The sequence below is a fragment of the Streptomyces sp. NPDC090077 genome (genome assembly GCF_044747545.1).
Taxonomy (GTDB): domain Bacteria; phylum Actinomycetota; class Actinomycetes; order Streptomycetales; family Streptomycetaceae; genus Streptomyces.
Genome location: NZ_JBIVEG010000029.1, coordinates 30624 through 50642, shown reverse-complemented (window position 1 = coordinate 50642; position 20019 = coordinate 30624). Strand labels below are relative to the sequence as shown.

The window sequence follows — 20019 nt, the reverse complement described above, 5'->3', positions numbered from 1 at the left end:
ACCGGCTCCGCGATCAGTCCTTGTGGACGGTGCCGTCCGGGTCCAGGCCCTTGAAGGACAGCAGGACGATCAGGATCCCGCCGCACACGATGGCCGAGTCCGCGAGGTTGAACACGGCGAAGTGGGCCGGCGCGATGAAGTCGACCACCGCACCCCGGAACACGCCCGGCGAACGGAAGATCCGGTCGGTGAGGTTGCCCAGCGCACCGCCCAGCAGCAGGCCCAGGGCGATCGCCCACGGCAGGCTGTACAGCTTGCGGGCCAGCCGGACGATCACCACGATCACGGTCGCCGCGATCACGGTGAAGATGATCGTGAAGGCCTCGCCGAAGCCGAAGGCGGCACCGGGGTTGCGGATCGCGGAGAACTTCAGCCACTCGCCGATGATCTCGATCGGCGGCTGGTGTTCCAGTTTGGCCACGACGACCATCTTGCTGCCGAGGTCGAGCAGGTACGCGAGCACCGCGACCACGAGCAGCGCGGCGATCCGCCTGCGCCCCCGGGGCGCGGCGGGCTCCGACTGCGGCTCGGCGTCGTCCCCGACCTCCGGCATACCGATGATGCGCTCCGCCTCTGCCACGTGAGTCCCTCGAACTAGCTCGAACCGGGTACGGGAACCTTCATCCCGACGAGACACGAGAGTACGTCAGTACGCGTAGGTCCTGGCTAGTGCCTTCGCTCCTGCTTCTGCTTGCAGTCCACGCACAGCGTCGCCCTCGGGAAGGCCTGCATGCGCGCCTTGCCGATGGGGCGTCCGCAGTTCTCGCAGAGGCCGTACGTGCCCGCCTCCAGCCGTTCCAGGGCCCGCTCGGTCTGCTCCAGCATCGAGGTGGCGTTCGCGGCGAGCGCCAGCTCGGACTCCCGGGTGATGTTCTTGGTGCCGGTGTCGGCCTGGTCGTCGCCCGCGCCGTCGCCCGAGTCCCGCATCAGGCCCGAGATGGCCACCTCGGAGGCGTCCAGCTCGGCCCGCAGCCGCAGCACCTCGCTCTCCAGCTCCGCCCGCGCCTCGGCGACCTCCGCGGGGGTCCAGGGGTCCTCCCCCTCGCGCACGGCGAGCTCGCCGGGGGCCGTGGCGGCCTTCGCCTTGGGGAGCCCGCTGGTGGCGGTCCCGGCCGTCTTCCTGGCCGTACCCGCAGTCTTCTTGGCAACCACTTTCCGAGCTCCCGTCTTCCGCGCGGCCGGGGCCGCCCCCTCGGACGCGGCCGTGCCGGCCGCGGCCTTGCTCGTGGTGCGCCCGGCCGCCGCCTTCTCGGCCGGGGCCTTCTCCGCCGCCTTCTTGGCCGGTGCCTTCTTGGCCGGAGCCTTCTTGGCAGGAGCCTTCTTGGCAGGAGCCGCCGCCTTGCCCGCGGCCGCCCGCTTCGCCGGAGCCGCTTCGGCCGGCGCCTTCCCGGCCGCCGTCCTCTTCGCCGGGGCCGCCTCGGCAGGGGCCTCCTTCGCGGCGGCCGCCGGGGCCCGGTCGGCCGCCTGCCGTGTCCCCGTCTTCTTCGCCACCATGGCCGCGGCCCCTTCACCCATGCTGTGATCTTGTTCGCAGATCGTGCCGGAACGATAAATCGCCTCCGACCCCACGGCAACGGGGCACGCGTCCGTCGAGGTCAACCTGCATCCGTTGTGCCCAGCGGGGAGCCCCGTAATCCGCCCCACCCGCCCCAGTGGATCCCGGGCCCGCCCGTCAGCCCATCCGGGTCACGCCGCGGCCCGCCCCGCGACGCGCCGCGGCCCCCGCAAAACCGGTCTGCCGAGCGGCCCCCCGGCCCGTACACTGGGCGCAGCGAGAGGCATGGATGGGGACGAGTAGCGTCGGACGCAGCCAGGAGCGACCCGGGGACGGTGAGAGCCCGGGGGCGAGCGCGATGCGAAGGATCACCCCGGAGCCGCCGGAAGAAAGCCCGCACGGACCCCCGTACGGCGAGTAGAACCGGCTTCGCACCCCAATGAGGGGGCCGCCGGACCCGTCCGGAGGCCAAGGAGGGTGGTACCGCGGGAGCCGTCAGCGCTCTCGTCCCTCCGGACGGAAGTGACACCCCGCCGGAGGAAGAGTTCAGCCTCATGACCACACCGCCGCAGTACCGCCCGGTACCCGCCCAGGTCGACCTGCCCGCCCTCGAACACGCCGTCCTCGACTTCTGGCGCGAGAGCAAGACCTTCGCCAAGACGCTGGAGCAGTCCGAGGGCCGCCCCGAGTGGGTCTTCTACGAGGGCCCGCCCACCGCGAACGGCATGCCCGGCGCGCACCACATCGAGGCCCGCGTCTTCAAGGACGTCTTCCCCCGCTTCCGCACCATGCGCGGCTACCACGTGGCCCGCAAGGCCGGCTGGGACTGTCACGGCCTGCCCGTGGAGCTGGCCGTCGAGAAGGAACTGGGCTTCAACGGCAAGCAGGACATCGAGGCGTACGGCATCGCCGAGTTCAACGCCAAGTGCCGCGAGTCCGTGACCCGCCACACCGACGCGTTCACCGAGCTCACGACCCGCATGGGCTACTGGGTCGACCTGGACGACGCCTACCGGACCATGGACCCCGAGTACGTCGAGTCCGTGTGGTGGTCGCTGAAGGAGATCTTCAACAAGGGCCTGCTGACCCAGGACCACCGCGTCGCCCCCTGGTGCCCGCGCTGCGGCACCGGCCTGTCCGACCACGAGCTCGCCCAGGGCTACGAGACGGTCGTCGACCCCTCCGTCTACGTCCGCTTCCCGCTGACCTCCGGCCCGCTGGCCGGCGAGGCCGCGCTGGTCGTGTGGACCACCACCCCCTGGACCCTGGTCTCCAACACCGCCGTCGCCGCGCACCCCGAGGTCACGTACGTCGTCGCCACCGACGGCAACGAGAAGCTGGTCGTGGCCGAGCCGCTGCTGGAGAAGGCCCTCGGCGAGGGCTGGGAGGCCACCGGCCAGAGCTTCACCGGCAAGGAGATGGAGCGCTGGACGTACGAGCGCCCCTTCGCGCTCGTGGAGTTCCCGGAGCCCGGGGCCGCCCACTACGTGGTCAACGCCGAGTACGTCACCACCGAGGACGGCACCGGTCTGGTCCACCAGGCCCCGGCCTTCGGCGCCGACGACCTCGCGGTCTGCCGCGCGTACGGCATGCCGGTCGTGAACCCGGTCCGCGCCGACGGCACCTTCGAGGAGGAGGTCCCCCTCGTCGGCGGCGTCTTCTTCAAGAAGGCCGACGAGCAGCTGACCGCCGACCTCGACGCGCGCGGCCTGCTCTTCAAGCACATCGCCTACGAGCACAGCTACCCGCACTGCTGGCGCTGCCACACGGCCCTGCTCTACTACGCGCAGCCGTCCTGGTACATCCGCACCACCGCCGTCAAGGACGCGATGCTGCGGGAGAACGAGAAGACCAACTGGTTCCCGGACTCGGTCAAGCAGGGCCGCTTCGGCGACTGGCTGAACAACAACATCGACTGGGCGCTCTCCCGCAACCGCTACTGGGGCACCCCGCTGCCGATCTGGCGCTGCGAGGAGAACCACCTCACCTGCGTCGGCTCCCGCGCCGAGCTCTCCGAGCTGTCCGGCCAGGACCACTCGGAGCTGGACCCGCACCGCCCCTACATCGACGACGTGACCTTCCCGTGCACGGCCGAGGGCTGCTCCCTCACCGCCGTCCGCGTCCCGGAGGTCATCGACGCCTGGTACGACTCGGGCTCGATGCCGTTCGCGCAGTGGGGCTACCCGTACAAGAACAAGGAGATCTTCGAGAAGCGCTACCCGGCGCAGTTCATCTCGGAGGCCATCGACCAGACCCGCGGGTGGTTCTACACCCTCATGGCGGTCGGCACCCTCGTCTTCGACAAGTCCTCCTACGAGAACGTGGTCTGCCTGGGCCACATCCTCGCCGAGGACGGCCGCAAGATGTCCAAGCACCTGGGCAACATCCTCCAGCCGATCCCGCTCATGGACCAGCACGGCGCCGACGCGGTGCGCTGGTTCATGGCGGCCGGCGGCTCCCCGTGGGCGGCGCGCCGCGTCGGCCACGGCACGATCCAGGAGGTCGTCCGCAAGACGCTCCTCACGTACTGGAACACGGTCGCCTTCCAGGCCCTGTACGCCCGTACGTCGAACTGGGCGCCCTCCGCCGCCGACCCGGCGCCGGCCGACCGCACGGTCCTCGACCGCTGGCTGCTCTCCGAGCTCCACACCCTGGTGACCGAGGTCACGGAGGCGATGGAGGCCTACGACACCCAGCGCGCGGGCAAGCTGCTCTCCGCGTTCGTGGACGACCTGTCCAACTGGTACGTGCGCCGCTCGCGCCGCCGGTTCTGGCAGGGCGACGCGGCCGCGCTGCGCACCCTGCACGACGTGGTCGAGACCGTGACCCGCCTGCTGGCCCCCCTCACCCCCTTCATCACGGAGCGGGTCTGGCAGGACATGATCGTCCCGGTCACGCCGGAGGCGCCGGAGTCGGTGCACCTGGCCACCTGGCCGACCGCGGACGCCTCGGCGATCGACCCGGTCCTGTCCCAGCAGATGCTGCTGGTGCGCCGCCTCGTGGAGCTGGGCCGCGCGACCCGCGCCGAGTCCGGCGTCAAGACCCGCCAGCCGCTGTCGCGCGCGCTGGTCGGGGCGACGGGCTTCGACGCGCTCTCCCCCGAGCTCCAGGCCCAGATCACGGAGGAGCTGAACGTCTCCTCCCTGGCCTCCCTCTCGGAGGTCGGCGGGTCCCTGGTGGACACCACGGCCAAGGCCAACTTCCGGGCCCTGGGCAAGCGCTTCGGCAAGGGCGTCCAGGACGTCGCGAAGGCCGTGGCCGCGGCGGACGCCGCCGCCCTCTCCCTCGCGCTGCGCTCCGGCTCGGCGACGATCTCGCTGAACGGCGAGGAGATCTCCCTCTCCCCGGAGGAGGTCATCATCACCGAGACCCCGCGCGAGGGCTGGTCGGTGGCCTCGGACTCCGGTGCGACGGTCGCCCTCGACCTGGAGATCACCCCGGAGCTGCGGCTGGCGGGCCTGGCCCGTGACGCGATCCGGCTGATCCAGGAGGCCCGGAAGAACTCCGGCCTGGACGTGGCGGACCGCATCGCCCTGCGCTGGTCCTCCTCGGACCCGGAGGTCGTGACGGCCCTCACCGACCACGCCGCCCTGATCTCGGACGAGGTCCTGGCGACGGACTACGCCTCCGGCGAGGCCGACGGCTCCTTCGGAGCCGCCTTCACGGACGAGCCCCTGTCCCTGACGTTCCGCCTCCGCAAGGCGTAACCCCCCACCGAAGCGGCCCGCACCCCCACCGGGGTCCGGGCCGCTTCGCCATTCCCGCCCCCGTCACCGCTGCGCGGGGCGAGGTCCCCTACCCGCCCTTCCACCGTTCCCTGGGGCTCCGCCCCAGACCCCGCGCCTCAAACGCCGGCGGGGCTGAATCAGCCCCGCCGGCGTTTGAGGCGCGGGCGCGGTAGCGCCGTAGGGGTCCGGGCGCAGCCCGGGGAACGGTGGAAGGGCGGGTAGGGGACCCAGCACCAGGCCCCCCAGGGGCCGAGCCGCGCGAGCGGCGCATGGAGAAACGGGCCGGGCCCGGTACCCCCTGAGGGGTACCGGGCCCGGCCCGTGAAGCGACTGCCGACAGACGCGGCGGCGGCGCCTAGTTGTCGTCCTCGTCGATCAGGAAGCCCCGCATGGGAGACGGCGCCTGCATCGGCTGCGGCGCAGCCGGCCGCACCGGAGCCATCGGCTGCGTCATCGCCGGGGACATCTGCTGCTGGCCGCCGTAGGACGGGCCGCCGGCCATCGGGGAGGGCCCGCCCATCGGCGACGGACCGCCCATCGGGGACGGGCCACCCATGCCCATGGCACCGGCCGGAGCCATCGACGGGGACGGCGACGGCGGCAGGGCCGGGCCGGCCGGGGTGCGCGGCGGCGCGAGGGAGTCGTCGGCCTGGGTCTCCAGCTGGCGCAGCTGCGACTCCAGGTAGGACTTCAGACGCGTGCGGTACTCGCGCTCGAAGCCACGCAGGTCCTCGACCTTGCGCTCCAGCGTGGCGCGGGCGGACTCCAGCGAGCCCATCGCGACGCGGTGCTTCTCCTGGGCGTCCCGCTCCAGCGCGTCGGCCTTGGCGCGGGCGTCCCGCTCCAGGCCCTCGGCGCGGCTGCGCGCCTCGCCGACGATCTTGTTGGCCTCGGAGCGGGCCTCCGCGATCGCCTGGTCGGCGGTCTGCTGCGCGAGCGACAGGACGCGGGCGGCGCTGTCGCCACCGGGGCCCTGCTGCGGGAGCTGCGGCTGACCCATCGGCTGCATCTGCTGCGGCATCTGCTGCATGGGCTGCATCTGCTGGCCCATGGGCTGCATCTGCTGGCCCATCGGCTGGCCGAGCTGGTTCTGGCCGCCCATGGACTGCTGCTGCATCTGCTGCGGCATGGGCTGCTGGCCCATCTGCTGCTGCGGCGCCATCGGGTGCTGGCCGAGCTGGTTCTGGCCGCCCATGGACTGCTGCTGCATGGGGCCGCCCATCGGACCCGGACCCTGCGGTCCGTGTCCGCCGGGGCCCGGCGGGAGCTGCGGCTGGCCGCCCGGAAGCTGCGGCGGGCCCATCTGCGGCTGCTGCTGGTTCTGCGGCGGGCCGGATATGGCCGCCGGCACGGGGGCGCCCGGACGCTGGTCCTGGGGCTCCGGCTTGCGCATGTTCTGCTGCTGCTGGTTCTGCGCGGCGGCGCGCGTGGCTGCGGCCAGCTTGGCGCGCAGGTCCTCGTTCTCGCGCAGCAGACGGGTCAGCTCGGACTCGACCTCGTCGAGGAAGGCGTCGACCTCGTCCTCGTCATAGCCTTCTCGCAGGCGGACGGTCGTGAACTGCTTGTTCCGCACGTCCTCAGGAGTCAGCGGCATGTCTTCTTCACCTCTACGTAGTCGTCGGCAGTCGGCAGGACCGTATCGGGACTGTCCCCGCGCCTGCGGGGGAGCTCATCGTTCACACGCTTCTCGCAGCGGTGCTCACGAAACTGATGAGGATGTAAACGATGATCATCAGAACGAAGAAGGACAGGTCGAGTGCCACGCCCCCGAGACGCAACGGCGGGATGAAGCGCCGAAGAAGCTTGAGCGGTGGATCGGTGACAGTGTAGGTGGCCTCCAGAACGACCACCATCGCCTTGCCGGGTGCCCACGAACGTGCGAACTGGAACACGTAGTCCATGACCAGTCGGAAGATCAGCACGATGAGGAAGCACATCAGCGCGATGTAGACCACCTGCAGTGCGACGCCCATCCCGTGCTTCCCTCTCCCCTGCTCCCGCTGTGATCCCGGTCCCGTTTCTGACGGATCGGTCTAGCTTTGGTTGAAGAACCCGCCCTCCGCGATGCGGGCCTTGTCCTCCGCCGTGACATCGACGTTAGCAGGAGACAGCAGGAACACCTTCTGTGTCACGCGTTCAATACTGCCGTGCAGACCGAAGACAAGACCGGCGGCGAAGTCCACGAGACGCTTCGCGTCCGTGTCGTCCATCTCCGTGAGATTCATGATCACCGGGGTGCCCTCACGGAAGTGTTCCCCGATGGTACGGGCCTCGTTGTAGGTCCGGGGGTGCAGCGTCGTGATGCGGTACGGCTCCCGCTCGGAGACGACCTTGGGCATGATCACGGGGGCGTTCTTCTCCAGGTTGGTGCGGTCAGGTGTGATGGATGCCACGGGGGCAATTCGCGCGGGACGTCCGTTTTCTGACGGAATTGGGAGGGGTTCGCGCGGGGCCGGCGGCTGTGGAGCTCGTACCGGTTCGTCCGTTACGGGCGTTTGGTGCACCGGCTGCTGTCTACGATCCCGGTCTCGGGCCCGTTCCGGTTCCGGTTCGGGCTCGAACTCGTCATCGGGGTCGTACCCCGGGTTGTCGTACCGGTCGTCCTCCACGAGGCCGAGGTAGACCGCCATCTTGCGCATCGCGCCGGCCATTCTCCGAGTCCTCCGCTCTGTGGTGGATCGCCCTGTCGCAGGTGTCGAGTGTCCGTCAGCAAAGTAGCTGTGTCACCAAAGTCACCAACTGCCCGCGATCCACGTGGTCTGTCCGCTCATCTGCGGAAATGACCATATTTTCTGCTGTGGTCCGACTTTCTTCGCGACGTTACCCGAGCCGGGGTCTCGCGCCGAGTACCGCAGTGCCGACGCGTACATGTGTCGCACCCGCCAGCACGGCCTGCTCCAGGTCGGCGCTCATCCCGGCCGACACCATCGTGGCAGTCGGATGGGCCGCGCGCAGGCTGGATGACAATTCCATCATCCGCTCGAAGGCCGCCCGTTCGCGTCCCGCGTAGGGACCCGACAGGGGGGCGACGGTCATCAGGCCGTCGATCCGCAGTCCCGGCGCGCCGGCGACGAGGTCCGCCAACTCCGCCACGAGGTCCGGGGCCGCACCGCCGCGGGCCCCGCGCTCGCCCGACTCCGCGTCGAGCGCGACCTGGACGAGGCAGCCGAGCTCCCGCCCCTGCCCCTCCGCGGCCGCCGACAGCGCGGCGACGAGCTTCGGCCGGTCGACCGACTGCACCACGTGCGCGTATCCCGCCACGGAACGGACTTTGTTCGTCTGCAACTGGCCCACGAAGTGCCAGCTCAGCGGCAGATCCGCACAGTCGGCCGCCTTGGGGGCGGCGTCCTGGTCCCGATTTTCCGCAACATGACGGACACCCAGGTCCGCCAGCAGGCGTACGTCGCTCGCCGGGTAGGTCTTGGTGACCACGATCAGGGTCACCTCCTCCCGCCTGCGCCCGGCCGCGGCGCAGGCGGTCGCGATGCGCTCCTCCACCCGCGCGAGGTTCTCCGCGAGCTCGGCCTTACGATCCGTCATCAGTCAGTCCAACCAGACATATCCGGCAAGCCGCCCGGTCACCCGGTCGCGGCGGTACGAGAAGTGGTCCCGCGACTCCAGTGTGCAGACCGGGGAGCGGTGCGCGTGCGCCACCCCCGCCTCCGCCAGCTGGGCGTGCACCCCGGCGACCACGTCGACGGCCGGCGTCCCCCAGCTGGTCTCGGCCCACGCGGCGGGCACCACCCCGGCGACCGCCTCCCGCATCTCGGCCGGCACCTCGTAGCAGCGGCCGCAGACGGCCGGTCCGGTACGGGCGACGATGCGCGCGGGGTCGGCGCCGAGGGCCGTCATCGCCTCGACGGCGGCGGGCACCACCCCGGCGACCAGTCCCGGCCGCCCGGCGTGGGCGGCGCCAGCGACCCCGGCGACGGGGTCGGCCAGCAGGACCGGGGTGCAGTCGGCGGTGAGCACCGCGAGGGCGAGCCCCCGACGTGCGGTCACCACCGCGTCCACGGAGGGGATGTCGGCCCCGGTCTCCCAGGGGCCGTCGACCACCGCGACGTCCCGGCCGTGCACCTGGTTCATCCAGACCACCAGGTCCGGGCGGATGCCCAGGCCCCCGGCCACGATGTCCCGGTTCGCGCGAACGGCGGCCGGGTCGTCTCCGACCGCGCCGCCGAGATTGAGCTCCTCGTACGGAACGGCGCTCACCCCGCCCCACCGGTCGGTGAAGGCGAAGTGGGCGCCGTTCTCGCTGTGCTGCCCGAATGTCACTTCAAGAAGTCCGGTACGTCCAGCTCTTCGGCCGGGCTGTCCTGGTAGGGCCGGGCCGTCGGGACCTGCGGTGCGGGGGCGACCGGCTCGACCGGGATCTCCACCGGCGCCGGGGGCTCCTCGCGGGGGGTGACCGTGCCGAGTCCGCCGAAGGCCGGTCGGACCGGCTCGGGCGCGCGGACCGGCGCGGGGGCCGGCTCCTCGCGCTTGGTGGACGCGGCACCGATGACGTTGTCCCGGCGGGCCGGGGGCTGTCCGCCGTCGAAGCCGGCCGCGATGACCGTGACGCGGACCTCGTCACCGAGGGCGTCGTCGATGACGGCGCCGAAGATGATGTTCGCCTCGGGGTGCGCGGCCTCGCTCACCAGCTGCGCGGCCTCGTTGATCTCGAAGAGACCGAGGTCCGAGCCGCCGGAGATGGAGAGCAGCACGCCGCGGGCGCCGTCGATGGACGCCTCCAGCAGCGGCGAGGAGATGGCCATCTCGGCGGCGGCCACGGCGCGGTCGTCGCCGCGGGCCGAGCCGATGCCCATGAGGGCCGAGCCGGCTTCGGACATCACGGACTTGACGTCGGCGAAGTCGAGGTTGATCAGGCCGGGGGTGGTGATGAGGTCGGTGATGCCCTGGACGCCGGAGAGCAGGACCTGGTCGGCCGACTTGAAGGCGTCGAGCACGCTGACCTGGCGGTCCGAGATGGACAGCAGCCGGTCGTTGGGGATGACGATGAGGGTGTCGACCTCTTCGCGGAGCTCGGCGATGCCGTCCTCCGCCTGGTTCGCGCGGCGCCGGCCCTCGAAGGTGAACGGGCGGGTGACCACGCCGATCGTCAGGGCGCCGAGCGAGCGCGCGATGTTGGCGACGACGGGTGCGCCGCCGGTGCCGGTGCCGCCGCCCTCGCCGGCGGTGACGAAGACCATGTCGGCCCCCTTGAGGACCTCCTCGATCTCCTCGCGGTGGTCCTCTGCCGCCTTGCGGCCGACGGCCGGGTTGGCTCCGGCGCCGAGGCCCCGGGTGAGTTCACGGCCGACGTCGAGCTTGACGTCGGCGTCGCTCATCAACAGCGCCTGGGCGTCGGTGTTGATGGCGATGAACTCGACGCCCTTGAGACCGACCTCGATCATTCGGTTGATGGCATTGACACCACCGCCGCCGACACCGATGACCTTGATGACTGCGAGGTAGTTCTGCGGTGCTGCCACGTCGAAGGCCTCTCGCCTCGAGTTACGTGTCGCCGCCTCGCGGGCCTGCGTAGCGACGACTGATGCCGAAATGTGGGACGGTCCGTACGCGCCGACCCGAACCCTCACCCTTAAGTTTAGGGTTAGGGGTGTGACTGTTCTCTGGACTCTTCCGAACAGGACACTAAGTCGACAAGTAGCGCGTGTTCAACGAACACGCCGAACCTCCCGTTTTTCTTTTCACCCTATGTGATCACCCGTATCGGTGGCCAACCAGGGTGCGTCGGCGTTCGACTTGACGTCAACTCCCGGACACCGCAGGTGCCGTGGGGACGCTCACGTCGAAGTGGTCAGCCTTGGGCGAGGCCTTCATCAGGGCCGTCAGCGCCCTGCCTTTGGCCTCACCCAGTTCGCCGCTCCCCCAGACGACCGTGCGGCCCCGGGTGAGTTGCAGTACGACTGAATCGTACGACCGGACCGTGACCTGCAACGTCTCCTTGGAAACGGCCTCGGGGAGGCTACCGGCGATCCCGACGGCCTCGCGCAGCAGCCGCTCCGCGTCGAAGCGGCGGGCGCTGGGCGAGCCCTCCGCTGCCAGTTCGAGGACCGGAACGTGCGCGGGTGCTTGCCGAACCGTGTCGAATCGCACACCGGAAGCGTCCACTTCGACGAACTGTCCGTCCTTCTTGATGAGCAGGACCGGTTTGCGTTCCGTCACCTTCAGGGCGATCCCGTGCGGCCAGGACCGCGTCACATCGACCGAATCGATGCGGGGCAGCCTGCCCCGCACCCGGGCCGCGATCTCGTCGGTGTCGACGCCCACCAGGGGTGCGCCGACGGGCACGGCCGCGGCGGAGAGGACCTGCTCGGGGGTGAGCACCTCGGTGCCGGAGGCCGTGACCTTCTCGACGCGGAGCCAGGAGGATCCGTACAGCGCCCAGGTGACGCCCGCGGCGAGCAGCACCGCGGCGGCCAGGGTGGCCAGCACGCGGACCCGGCGCGGCAGTCCGCGACCGGGCCCCCGCGGGCCGGATCTCCCGGGCGGTTTCGACGACTTGGGCCGCTTGGGGGCTTTGGGCGCTTTGGCGGCGTCCGCCCCCTTCCCGCCCTTGCCTCCCCGGCCGGAAGGGCCGCGCTGTGCCGTCGTCGCTCCGGCCACTCCTGTGCCTCCTGGGTCAGCGGTTACCTGCGTGCAGCCGCAATCGCCTCGTAGACCAGACCGACGAGCAGGTCGTCGGCGTCCCGGCGGCCGAACTCGGCGGCGGCGCGGGACATCTCGTACAGGCGGTGCGGATCGGACAGCACCGGGAGGACCTCGCCGAGCACCCACTCGGGCGTCAGCTCCGCGTCGTCCACGAGCAGGCCGCCGCCGGCCTTCACCACCGGCTGGGCGTTGAGCCGCTGTTCGCCGTTGCCGATGGGCAGCGGTACGTAGGCGGCCGGCAGTCCGACGGCGGAGAGTTCGGCGACGGTCATCGCACCCGCGCGGCAGAGCATCATGTCGGCGGCGGCGTACGCGAGATCCATCCGGTCCACGTACGGTACCGGCACATACGGCGGCATCCCGGGCATGTTGTCGACACGCGGCAGTTCGTTCTTCGGGCCGACCGCGTGCAGGATCTGGATCCCGGAGCGCTGGAGGGTCGGCGCGGCCTGCTGGATCACCTCGTTGAGGCGGCGGGCGCCCTGGGAGCCGCCGGAGACGAGCAGCGTCGGCAGGTTGGGGTCCAGGCCGAAGGCGGCGCGCGCCTCGGGGCGGACGGCGGCCCGGTCGAGGGTGGAGATCGAGCGGCGGAGCGGGATGCCCACGTAGCGGGCCCCGCGCAGCTTGCTGTCGGGGGTGGAGACCGCGACGGCGTGCGCGTAGCGGGAGCCGATCTTGTTGGCCAGTCCGGGGCGGGCGTTGGCCTCGTGGACGATGATCGGCACCCCGAGGCGCTTGGCGGCGAGGTAGCCGGGCAGGGCCACGTAGCCGCCGAAGCCGACGACCACGTCGGCCTTGGTGCGGACGAGGATCTCCTCGGCGGCCTTGATGGTGCCGCGCAGCCGCCCGGGGACGGTGATCAGCTCCGGGGTGGGCTTGCGGGGCAGCGGCACGGCCGGGATGAGGCCCAGCTCGTAGCCGCGCTCCGGTACCAGGCGGGTCTCAAGGCCCCGTTCCGTGCCGAGGGCGGTGATGCCCACGGTCGGGTCCTGCCTGCGCAGTGCGTCCGCGAGGGCCAGCGCCGGCTCGATGTGGCCGGCGGTCCCCCCGCCGGCGAGTACGACATGCACCGAATTTCACCGCTCTCCGGACGGACGCCTCTTGACGCGCCGTCTCATCGACTTCCATATCGGCCCGCTCCGCTTCCAGCCGGCTCTCGGCTGTCGCATCGCGAGCGCCGCCCGCGCCGCCGGTTCCTCCCGCGCGAACGCGATGAGGAGTCCGACCGCGAACATGGTCGGCAGCAGGGCCGACCCTCCGTAGGAGAACAGCGGGAGGGGGACCCCGGCGATCGGCAGCAGCCCGAGCACCGCACCGATGTTGATCACGGCCTGGGCCGTGATCCAGGTGGTCACGCCTCCCGCGGCATACCGTACGAAGGAGTCCTCCGTGCGTCCGGCCACGCGGATACCCGCATAGCCTAGAGCCGCGAAGAGGGCGAGCACCGACAGCGTCCCGGCCAGGCCCAGTTCCTCACCGGTGATGGCAAAGATGAAGTCGGTGTGGGCTTCGGGCAGTTGACCCCATTTTTCCACACTCGCCCCGAGACCGGAACCGAACCATCCACCGGATGCGAGGGCGTAGATCCCGTGCACGGCCTGCCAGCAGAGGTCGTTCTTGCCGGGCTCCGTCGCCCCGAGGCAGGCGAGCCGGTCCATGCGGTGCGGGCTGGTCTTGATGAGCAGTGCGACGATCACACCCGCGAAGGCGAGCACGCCCACGAACAGCCTCGTCGGCGCCCCGGCGAGCCACAGCAGGCCGAACAGGACGGCCCCGAGGATCATCGCGGTGCCCATGTCCCCGCCCAGCATGATCAGTCCGAGCAGCAGGAAGGCCACCGGGACCAGCGGCACCAGCAGGTGCTTCCACTGGCTCAGCAGCCCCTTGTCGCCCTTGCGGGCCAGCAGGTCGGCGCCCCACAGGATCAGCGCGAGCTTGCCGAACTCGCTGGGCTGGAGCATGAACGGGCCGCCCAGGGAGATCCAGTTCTGGTTGCCGTTGATCGAGACCCCTATCCCGGGGACCTGGACCAGGACCATCAGGAACAGGGTGCCGGCGAGCACCGGATAGGACAGCGCCCGGTGCAGCTTGACCGGCATCCGGGAGGCGGCGAAGAGCAGCACGCCGCCGATCAGGGCGGCCAGGAACTGCTTCTTGAAGAAGTAGGCGTCGCCCAGGCCCAGCTGGAGCGCCTTGATCATGGAGGCCGAGTAGACCATCACCAGCCCGAGCACGGTGATGAGCAGCGAGCTGCCGAAGATCAGGTAATAGGCGGTGAGCGGTCGGTCCCATGCCTTGCTCAACTGCCGCTGCGTGCGCCGCAGCCCCGACAGCGGCCCGCGCCCGGCGGGCCGCTTGGACCCGCCCGCCGGGCGTTTGCGGCCCTGCGCCTTGACGGCGGCGGGCCGCCGCCCCGGCAGCATCTGCTTGGCCGGCATCTGTGTTCTTCCCCTCCACTCGTGCGGGGCGAGCGGCCGGCCGGAGGGAACCTGTACCGGCGTCCGGCCTAGGCCGTGTCCGCGGCACTCCCGGAGGCCAGTTCGCGCACCGCGTCGGCGAACGCGTCCCCACGCTTGTTGTAGTTCGCGAACATGTCCATCGACGCACACGCGGGCGCCAGCAGGACCGTGTCCCCGGGCTCCGCGAGCCGGGCCGCTTCCCGGACCGCTGCGAGCATCGCCCCAGTGTCGGTCCGTTCGAGGTCGGTCACCGGGACCTCGGGCGCGTGTCGCGCCAGCGCCTCGGCGATCAGCGCCCGGTCGGCGCCCATCAGCACGACGCCGCGCAGCCGCTTCGCGGACTTCTGGACGAGCTCGTCGAAGGTCGCGCCCTTGGCGAGGCCGCCGGCGATCCAGACGACCGGTTCGAAGGCCGCCAGGGAGGCCTCCGCCGCGTGGGTGTTGGTGGCCTTGGAGTCGTCGACGTAGCGGACCCCGTCGACCTCGTCCACGAAGGCGACGCGGTGCGCGTCGGGGCGGAAGTCGCGCAGTCCGTCGCGGACCGCGCGCGGCTCGACGCCGAAGGCGCGGGCCAGGGCCGCGGCCGCGAGGGCGTTGGCGATGTTGTGCGGGGCGGGCGGGTTGACGTCGTCGACGTGCGCCAGCTCCTGGGCGTTCTTCTGCCGGTTCTGCACGAACGCCCGGTCCACGAGGATCCCGTCGACCACGCCGAGCATGGACGGGCCGGGAGCACCGAGGGTGAAGCCGATGGCCCGGCAGCCCTCCTCGACGTCGGCCTCCTCGACCAGGTGCTCGGTGGCCGCGTCGGCGACGTTGTAGACGCAGGCGATGGTGTTGCCCTCGTAGATGCGGCCCTTGTCGGCGGCGTACGCCTCCATGGAGCCGTGCCAGTCGAGGTGGTCCGGGGCCAGGTTGAGCACGGCCGCGGAGTGGGCCCGCACCGAGGGGGCCCAGTGGAGCTGGTAGCTGGAGAGCTCGACGGCGAGGACGTCGTACTGCTCCTCGCCGGTCACCACGTCGATGATGGGCGTGCCGATGTTGCCGACGGCGGCGGTCTTCAGACCGGCCGCCCGCAGGATCGAGGCCAGCATCTGGGTGGTGGTGGTCTTGCCGTTGGTGCCGGTGATCGCGAGCCACGGGGCCGCGTTCTCGCCGCGCAGCTGCCAGGCGATCTCGACGTCGCCGACGACGTCCACGCCCGCCTTGGCCGCCTCCAGGAAGAGCGGGCTGTCGGGCTTCCAGCCCGGGGAGGTCACCACGAGGTCGGTGCCCTCGGGCAGCACCTCGCCGGCCCCCTCGCCGCCCTCCAGGCGGCCGAGGCGGACCTCGATGCCCAGCTCCGCGAGTTCGGCGGCCCGCGCACGGTGCGCGTCCCCGTCCCCGTTGTCGACGACGGTCACGACTGCGCCGAGGCCGGCCAGGGCGCGGGCGGCACTGATGCCGCTCACGCCGAGACCGGCGACGGTGATGTTCCTGTCCTGCCAGGAGGTCACTTGTCTGCTGCCCATCCCGCGTAGAAGAGACCGAGACCGACGATCACGCACATGCCCTGGATGATCCAGAAGCGGACCACGACGAGGACTTCCGACCAGCCCTTGAGTTCGAAGTGGTGTTGGAGCGGGGCCATCCGGAAGACGCGCTTGCCGGTCAGCTTGAAGGAGCCGACCTGGATGACGACCGACATCGTGATGAGCACGAAGAGGCCGCCGAGGAGGGCCATCAGGAACTCCGTGCGGGAGCAGATGGCCAGACCCGCGAGGGCGCCGCCCAGCGCGAGCGAACCGGTGTCGCCCATGAAGATCTTGGCGGGCGAGGTGTTCCACCACAGGAAGCCGAAGCAGGCGCCCATCAGGGCGGAGGCGACGACCGCGAGGTCCAGCGGGTCGCGCACCTCGAAGCAGGCGTTCGGGTTGGTGAGGTCGGCCGCGTTGGCGCAGGACTCCTGGAACTGCCAGACGCCGATGAAGGTGTAGGCGCCGAAGACCATCACGGCGGCACCCGTCGCGAGGCCGTCCAGGCCGTCGGTCAGGTTCACGCCGTTGGACATGGCCAGGATCATGAACAGGGCCCAGACCACGAACAGCACCGGGCCGATGGACCAGCCGAAGTCCGTGACGAACGACAGCTTGTCGGAGGCCGGCGTCAGTCCGCGGGAGTCCTTGAACTGGAGCGCGAGCACCGCGAAGGCGACGCCGACGATCAGCTGGCCGGCCATCTTGGCCTTGGCCCGCAGGCCGAGCGAGCGCCGCTTGACGATCTTGATGTAGTCGTCGAGGTAGCCGACCAGGCCCATTCCCGCCATCAGGAACAGGACCAGCAGGCCCGAGAAGGACGGCGACTCGCCGGTGATGACCTTCGTCAGGGCGTACGCGATGAGCGTGGCCAGGATGAAGGAGATACCGCCCATGGTGGGCGTGCCCTTCTTCCCGGCGTGGCCGCGGGGGCCGTCGTCGCGGATGAACTGGCCGTAGCCCTTGCGGGCCAGCAGCTTGATCAGCAGCGGCGTGCCGATGACGGTGAGGAACATGCCGATGACACCGGCGAACAGGATCTGCCTCATCGGCCGGCGACCTCGCCCTCGCCCTCGAGCAGCGCCAGCGCCACCCGCTCCAGACCGACCGACCTGGAAGCCTTCACCAGCACGACGTCCCCCGGGCGCAGTTCACTGCGCAACAGGTCGACCGCCGCCTGCGCGTCGGACACGAGCACCGACTCCTCACCCCACGAACCCTCGTTATATGCGCCCAGTTGCAGCCAGGACGCTTCCCTGCCCCCGACTGCCACGAGCCTGCTCACGTTGAGCCGGACGGCAAGCCGCCCCACCGCGTCGTGCTCGGCCAGCGATGCGTCGCCGAGCTCGGCCATCGGGCCGAGCACCGCCCACGTACGTCCCCCGTCCGCCTTGCCGGCCTCCCCCATCGCGACGAGTGCGCGCAGGGCGGCCCGCATGGACTCCGGGTTCGCGTTGTAGGCGTCGTTGACGATCGTCACGCCGTCCTCGCGCTCGGTGACCTCCATCCGCCACCGGGACAGCGTGCCCGCTCCGGAGAGCGCTGTGGCGATCTCCTCGACCGGCATGCCCAGGACATGGGCGACGGCGGCCGCGGCGAGCGCGTTCGACACGTGGTGCTCACCGTACAGCCGCAAGGTCACATCGCTGCACCCGGTCGGTGTGTGGAGTGTGAAGGAGGCCTGTCCCGCGGGCGTCATCCGGACCTCGGTGGCGCGCACCTCGGCGTCCTCGGCCTCGCCGAAGAGCACCGTACGGGCCTTCGTGCGGGCGGACATGGCGCGCACGAGCAGGTCGTCGGCGTTGAGCACGGCGACGCCGCCCTCGGCCTCGGACGGCAGGGCCTCGACCAGCTCCCCCTTGGCCTGGGCGATGGCCTCGCGGCCGCCGAACTCGCCGATGTGGGCGGTGCCGACGTTGAGGACGAGGCCGATCCGGGGCGGGGTCAGGCCGGTCAGGTAGGCGATGTGGCCGATGCCGCGGGCGCCCATCTCCAGGACCAGGTGGCGGGTTTCCGCGGTGGCCTTCAGGGCGGTGAGCGGCAGGCCGATCTCGTTGTTGAGGGAGCCGGGCGTCCACACCGTGGGCGCGTGGTGCTGGAGCACCTGGGCGATGAGGTCCTTGGTGGAGGTCTTGCCGGCGGAGCCGGTGAGGGCCACCACGTCGGTGCCGAGACGTTCGACGACGGTGCGGGCGAGGGCGCCGAGCGCCTTCTCCACGTCCGGCACCACGATCGCCGGTACGCCGACGGGCCGGGCGGCGAGGACGGCGGCCGCGCCGGCGGCGACGGCGCGCTCTGCGTAGTCGTGGCCGTCGACGTGCTCGCCCTCGAAGGCGGCGAAGAGGCTGCCGGGCTCCACCTGGCGGGAGTCGATCACGACGGGGCCGGAGATCCGCACCGACGGATCCGGTATGTCGTGGGGCCGCCCGCCGGTGATGTCGGCGATCTCGGCGAGGGAAAGGGCGATCACTGGTCCACCTCGGCCTGTCGGGCGCTGAGCTGCTGGTTCTCGATGGCTGCGCGGAGCACGGCGCGGTCGTCGAAGGGGCGTACGACGCCCGCGGTGTCCTGGCCCTGCTCGTGGCCCTTGCCGGCGACGAGGACGGTGTCCCCGGCCTCGGCGCGCGCGACGGCGGCGGCGATGGCCGCGGCCCGGTCGGCGTCGACGAGGACCGTGCCGCGCTCCTCGGCGGGCACCGAGACGGCGCCGTCGAACATCGCGGCGAGGATCCTCAGGGGGTCCTCGGAGCGCGGGTTGTCGGAGGTCAGGACGGCGGTGTCGGCGTACCGGGCCGCCGCGGCGCCCATCGGTCCGCGCTTGGTGGTGTCGCGGTCGCCGCCGCAGCCGAGGACGATGTGGAGCTTGCCGGTGGTGACCTCGCGCAGGGCGCGGAGCACCGACTCGACGGCGTCGGTCTTGTGGGCGTAGTCGACGACGGCCAGGTACGGCTGTCCCGCGTCGACCCGCTCCAGGCGGCCGGGGACGCCGGGGACCGCGGCGACGCCGTCGGCGGCGGTCTGCGGGTCGATCCCGGCGGCGGCCAGGGTGACGATCGCGGCGACGGTGTTGGCGACGTTGAACGGGCCGGGCAGCGGGGCCTTGGCCCGTACGCGCTGTCCTGCGGGCCCGACCAGGGTCAGGGTGGAGTCCATGTGGCCGCTGACCACGTCCTCGGCGCGCCAGTCGGCGGCCGGGTCGCCCGCGGCGGAGAAGGTGACGACCGGGATCGGCGACTCCTTGGCGAGGCGGCGGCCGTACTCGTCGTCCACGTTGACCACGCCCAGGCGGGCGCGGCGCTCGGTGAAGAGCTGCGCCTTGGCCTGGAAGTAGTCCTCCATGTCGGAGTGGAACTCCATGTGTTCCGGGCTCAGGTTGTTGAAGACGGCGACGTCGAAGACGCAGCCGTCGACCCGGCCCAGGACCAGGGCGTGGCTGGAGACCTCCATGGCGACGGCCTCGACGCCGCGTTCGCCCATGACGGCGAACAGGGCCTGGAGGTCGGTGGCCTCGGGGGTGGTCCGCTCGGACTTGATGCGCTCGTCGCCGATGCGCATCTCGACGGTGCCGACGAGTCCGGTGGTGCGTCCCGCCGCGCGGAGCCCGCCTTCGACGAGGTACGCGGTGGTCGTCTTGCCGGAGGTGCCGGTGATGCCGAGCTGGAGCAGGGCCTCGCCGGGCCGGCCGTAGATCTCGGCGGCGAGCTCGCCCATCCGGCCGCGCGGGTCGGCGACGGCCAGGACCGGCAGGCCGGTCGCGGCGGCGCGCTCGGCGCCCTCCGGGTCGGTCAGCACGGCGGCGGCGCCGAGGGCGGCCGCCTGGGCGGCGAAGTCCGCACCGTGCAGCCGGGCGCCCGGCAGGGCCGCGTACAGGTCTCCGGGGCGTACCGCACGGGAGTCGTGCGTGATGCCGGTGATCTGAGCGGCGCCGGACTCGGGCAGACCCAGCAGGGTGGCCAGCTCGCCCAGGGGGATCGGGCGGGCGGACACGGGCCGGGGCGCTCCCGGCGGCGCTGCCGGGGCGTCTTTCTGGGAGTTTCTGGGCTGATCAGCGTGGGGCACGGCGGTGAGCGTACCGGGCGCGGCGGGCCGCTCGCGAAGCGAGGGCCCCGGTTCGGCGCCCGCGGCCGTCTGGTTCCCCGGTTCCGGGGTGATCGTTGTCACTGGTCGTG

16 protein-coding genes are annotated in these 20019 nt (G+C 71.4%); 1 reads left to right on the top strand and 15 read right to left on the bottom strand.

Features of this window, described 5'->3' with window-relative positions; genetic code table 11:
* Nucleotides 1-13: 13 nt before the first annotated feature.
* Nucleotides 14-580: a signal peptidase II gene (gene lspA, locus ACIPW5_RS32615; protein WP_401252788.1), complete on the bottom strand. Its 567-nt coding sequence runs from the start codon at nt 578-580 to the stop codon at nt 14-16.
* Between the two features lie 86 nt (nt 581-666).
* Nucleotides 667-1515, bottom strand: coding sequence for a TraR/DksA family transcriptional regulator (locus ACIPW5_RS32610; protein ID WP_401252786.1), 849 nt, complete (start codon nt 1513-1515; stop codon nt 667-669).
* 534 nt (nt 1516-2049) lie between these two features.
* Here ACIPW5_RS32610 and ileS point away from each other — a divergent pair.
* The gene (gene ileS / locus ACIPW5_RS32605) at nt 2050-5202 is read left to right on the top strand and encodes an isoleucine--tRNA ligase (protein ID WP_401252783.1); all 3153 of its coding nucleotides are present in this window, start codon (nt 2050-2052) and stop codon (nt 5200-5202) included.
* 376 nt (nt 5203-5578) lie between these two features.
* Here ileS and ACIPW5_RS32600 read toward each other — a convergent pair whose 3' ends face one another.
* From ACIPW5_RS32600 to ACIPW5_RS32540, 13 genes are all read right to left on the bottom strand, one after another.
* Nucleotides 5579-6817, bottom strand: coding sequence for a DivIVA domain-containing protein (locus tag ACIPW5_RS32600; RefSeq protein WP_401252782.1), 1239 nt, complete (start codon nt 6815-6817; stop codon nt 5579-5581).
* Between the two features lie 82 nt (nt 6818-6899).
* Entirely contained in the window at nt 6900-7196 is a 297-nt protein-coding gene (locus ACIPW5_RS32595; protein WP_007263603.1) for a YggT family protein, read from the bottom strand.
* Nucleotides 7197-7256: 60 nt separating this feature from the next.
* Nucleotides 7257-7874: a cell division protein SepF gene (locus tag ACIPW5_RS32590; protein WP_401252780.1), complete on the bottom strand. Its 618-nt coding sequence runs from the start codon at nt 7872-7874 to the stop codon at nt 7257-7259.
* A 169-nt stretch (nt 7875-8043) separates the two neighbouring features.
* Nucleotides 8044-8763, bottom strand: coding sequence for a YggS family pyridoxal phosphate-dependent enzyme (locus tag ACIPW5_RS32585; protein WP_401252777.1), 720 nt, complete (start codon nt 8761-8763; stop codon nt 8044-8046).
* 3 nt (nt 8764-8766) lie between these two features.
* Nucleotides 8767-9498, bottom strand: coding sequence for a peptidoglycan editing factor PgeF (gene pgeF / locus ACIPW5_RS32580; RefSeq protein WP_401252775.1), 732 nt, complete (start codon nt 9496-9498; stop codon nt 8767-8769).
* A complete protein-coding gene (ftsZ, locus tag ACIPW5_RS32575; RefSeq protein ID WP_388935446.1) occupies nt 9495-10697 on the bottom strand; it encodes a cell division protein FtsZ in 1203 nt (400 codons plus the stop codon). The genes pgeF and ftsZ overlap by 4 nt, the downstream gene beginning before the upstream one ends.
* A 280-nt stretch (nt 10698-10977) precedes the next feature.
* Complete coding sequence (locus ACIPW5_RS32570) at nt 10978-11835, bottom strand: cell division protein FtsQ/DivIB (RefSeq protein WP_401252772.1); 858 nt, start codon at nt 11833-11835, stop codon at nt 10978-10980.
* 23 nt (nt 11836-11858) lie between these two features.
* Nucleotides 11859-12950: an undecaprenyldiphospho-muramoylpentapeptide beta-N-acetylglucosaminyltransferase gene (gene murG / locus ACIPW5_RS32565; protein ID WP_401252769.1), complete on the bottom strand. Its 1092-nt coding sequence runs from the start codon at nt 12948-12950 to the stop codon at nt 11859-11861.
* Nucleotides 12951-12956: 6 nt separating this feature from the next.
* Nucleotides 12957-14318 (bottom strand): putative lipid II flippase FtsW, encoded by a 1362-nt coding sequence (gene ftsW / locus ACIPW5_RS32560; RefSeq protein WP_401252767.1) that lies wholly within the window; start codon nt 14316-14318, stop codon nt 12957-12959.
* A gap of 68 nt (nt 14319-14386) precedes the next feature.
* Nucleotides 14387-15847, bottom strand: coding sequence for a UDP-N-acetylmuramoyl-L-alanine--D-glutamate ligase (murD, locus tag ACIPW5_RS32555; RefSeq protein ID WP_401252764.1), 1461 nt, complete (start codon nt 15845-15847; stop codon nt 14387-14389).
* On the bottom strand, nt 15829-16899 hold the full coding sequence (gene mraY, locus ACIPW5_RS32550; protein WP_401252761.1) for a phospho-N-acetylmuramoyl-pentapeptide-transferase: 1071 nt from the start codon (nt 16897-16899) through the stop codon (nt 15829-15831). Before mraY ends, murD begins: the two co-directional genes overlap by 19 nt.
* The gene (gene murF / locus ACIPW5_RS32545; RefSeq protein WP_401252759.1) at nt 16896-18320 is read right to left on the bottom strand and encodes a UDP-N-acetylmuramoyl-tripeptide--D-alanyl-D-alanine ligase; all 1425 of its coding nucleotides are present in this window, start codon (nt 18318-18320) and stop codon (nt 16896-16898) included. Before murF ends, mraY begins: the two co-directional genes overlap by 4 nt.
* Nucleotides 18317-20011: a UDP-N-acetylmuramoyl-L-alanyl-D-glutamate--2,6-diaminopimelate ligase gene (locus tag ACIPW5_RS32540; RefSeq protein WP_401252756.1), complete on the bottom strand. Its 1695-nt coding sequence runs from the start codon at nt 20009-20011 to the stop codon at nt 18317-18319. Before ACIPW5_RS32540 ends, murF begins: the two co-directional genes overlap by 4 nt.
* Between the last annotated feature and the right edge of the window lie 8 nt (nt 20012-20019).

Excerpts from the sequence above, each read along its gene's own strand:
- ftsW (WP_401252767.1), bottom strand. The coding sequence starts at position 14,318 with ATGCCGGCCAAGCAGATGCTGCCGGGGCGGCGGCCCGCCGCCGTCAAG.
- murD (WP_401252764.1), bottom strand. The coding sequence starts at position 15,847 with ATGGGCAGCAGACAAGTGACCTCCTGGCAGGACAGGAACATCACCGTC.
- ACIPW5_RS32595 (WP_007263603.1), bottom strand. The coding sequence starts at position 7,196 with ATGGGCGTCGCACTGCAGGTGGTCTACATCGCGCTGATGTGCTTCCTC.
- ileS (WP_401252783.1), top strand. The coding sequence starts at position 2,050 with ATGACCACACCGCCGCAGTACCGCCCGGTACCCGCCCAGGTCGACCTG.
- ACIPW5_RS32600 (WP_401252782.1), bottom strand. The coding sequence starts at position 6,817 with ATGCCGCTGACTCCTGAGGACGTGCGGAACAAGCAGTTCACGACCGTC.
- mraY (WP_401252761.1), bottom strand. The coding sequence starts at position 16,899 with ATGAGGCAGATCCTGTTCGCCGGTGTCATCGGCATGTTCCTCACCGTC.
- ACIPW5_RS32585 (WP_401252777.1), bottom strand. The coding sequence starts at position 8,763 with ATGACGGATCGTAAGGCCGAGCTCGCGGAGAACCTCGCGCGGGTGGAG.
- ACIPW5_RS32610 (WP_401252786.1), bottom strand. The coding sequence starts at position 1,515 with ATGGGTGAAGGGGCCGCGGCCATGGTGGCGAAGAAGACGGGGACACGG.
- ACIPW5_RS32590 (WP_401252780.1), bottom strand. The coding sequence starts at position 7,874 with ATGGCCGGCGCGATGCGCAAGATGGCGGTCTACCTCGGCCTCGTGGAG.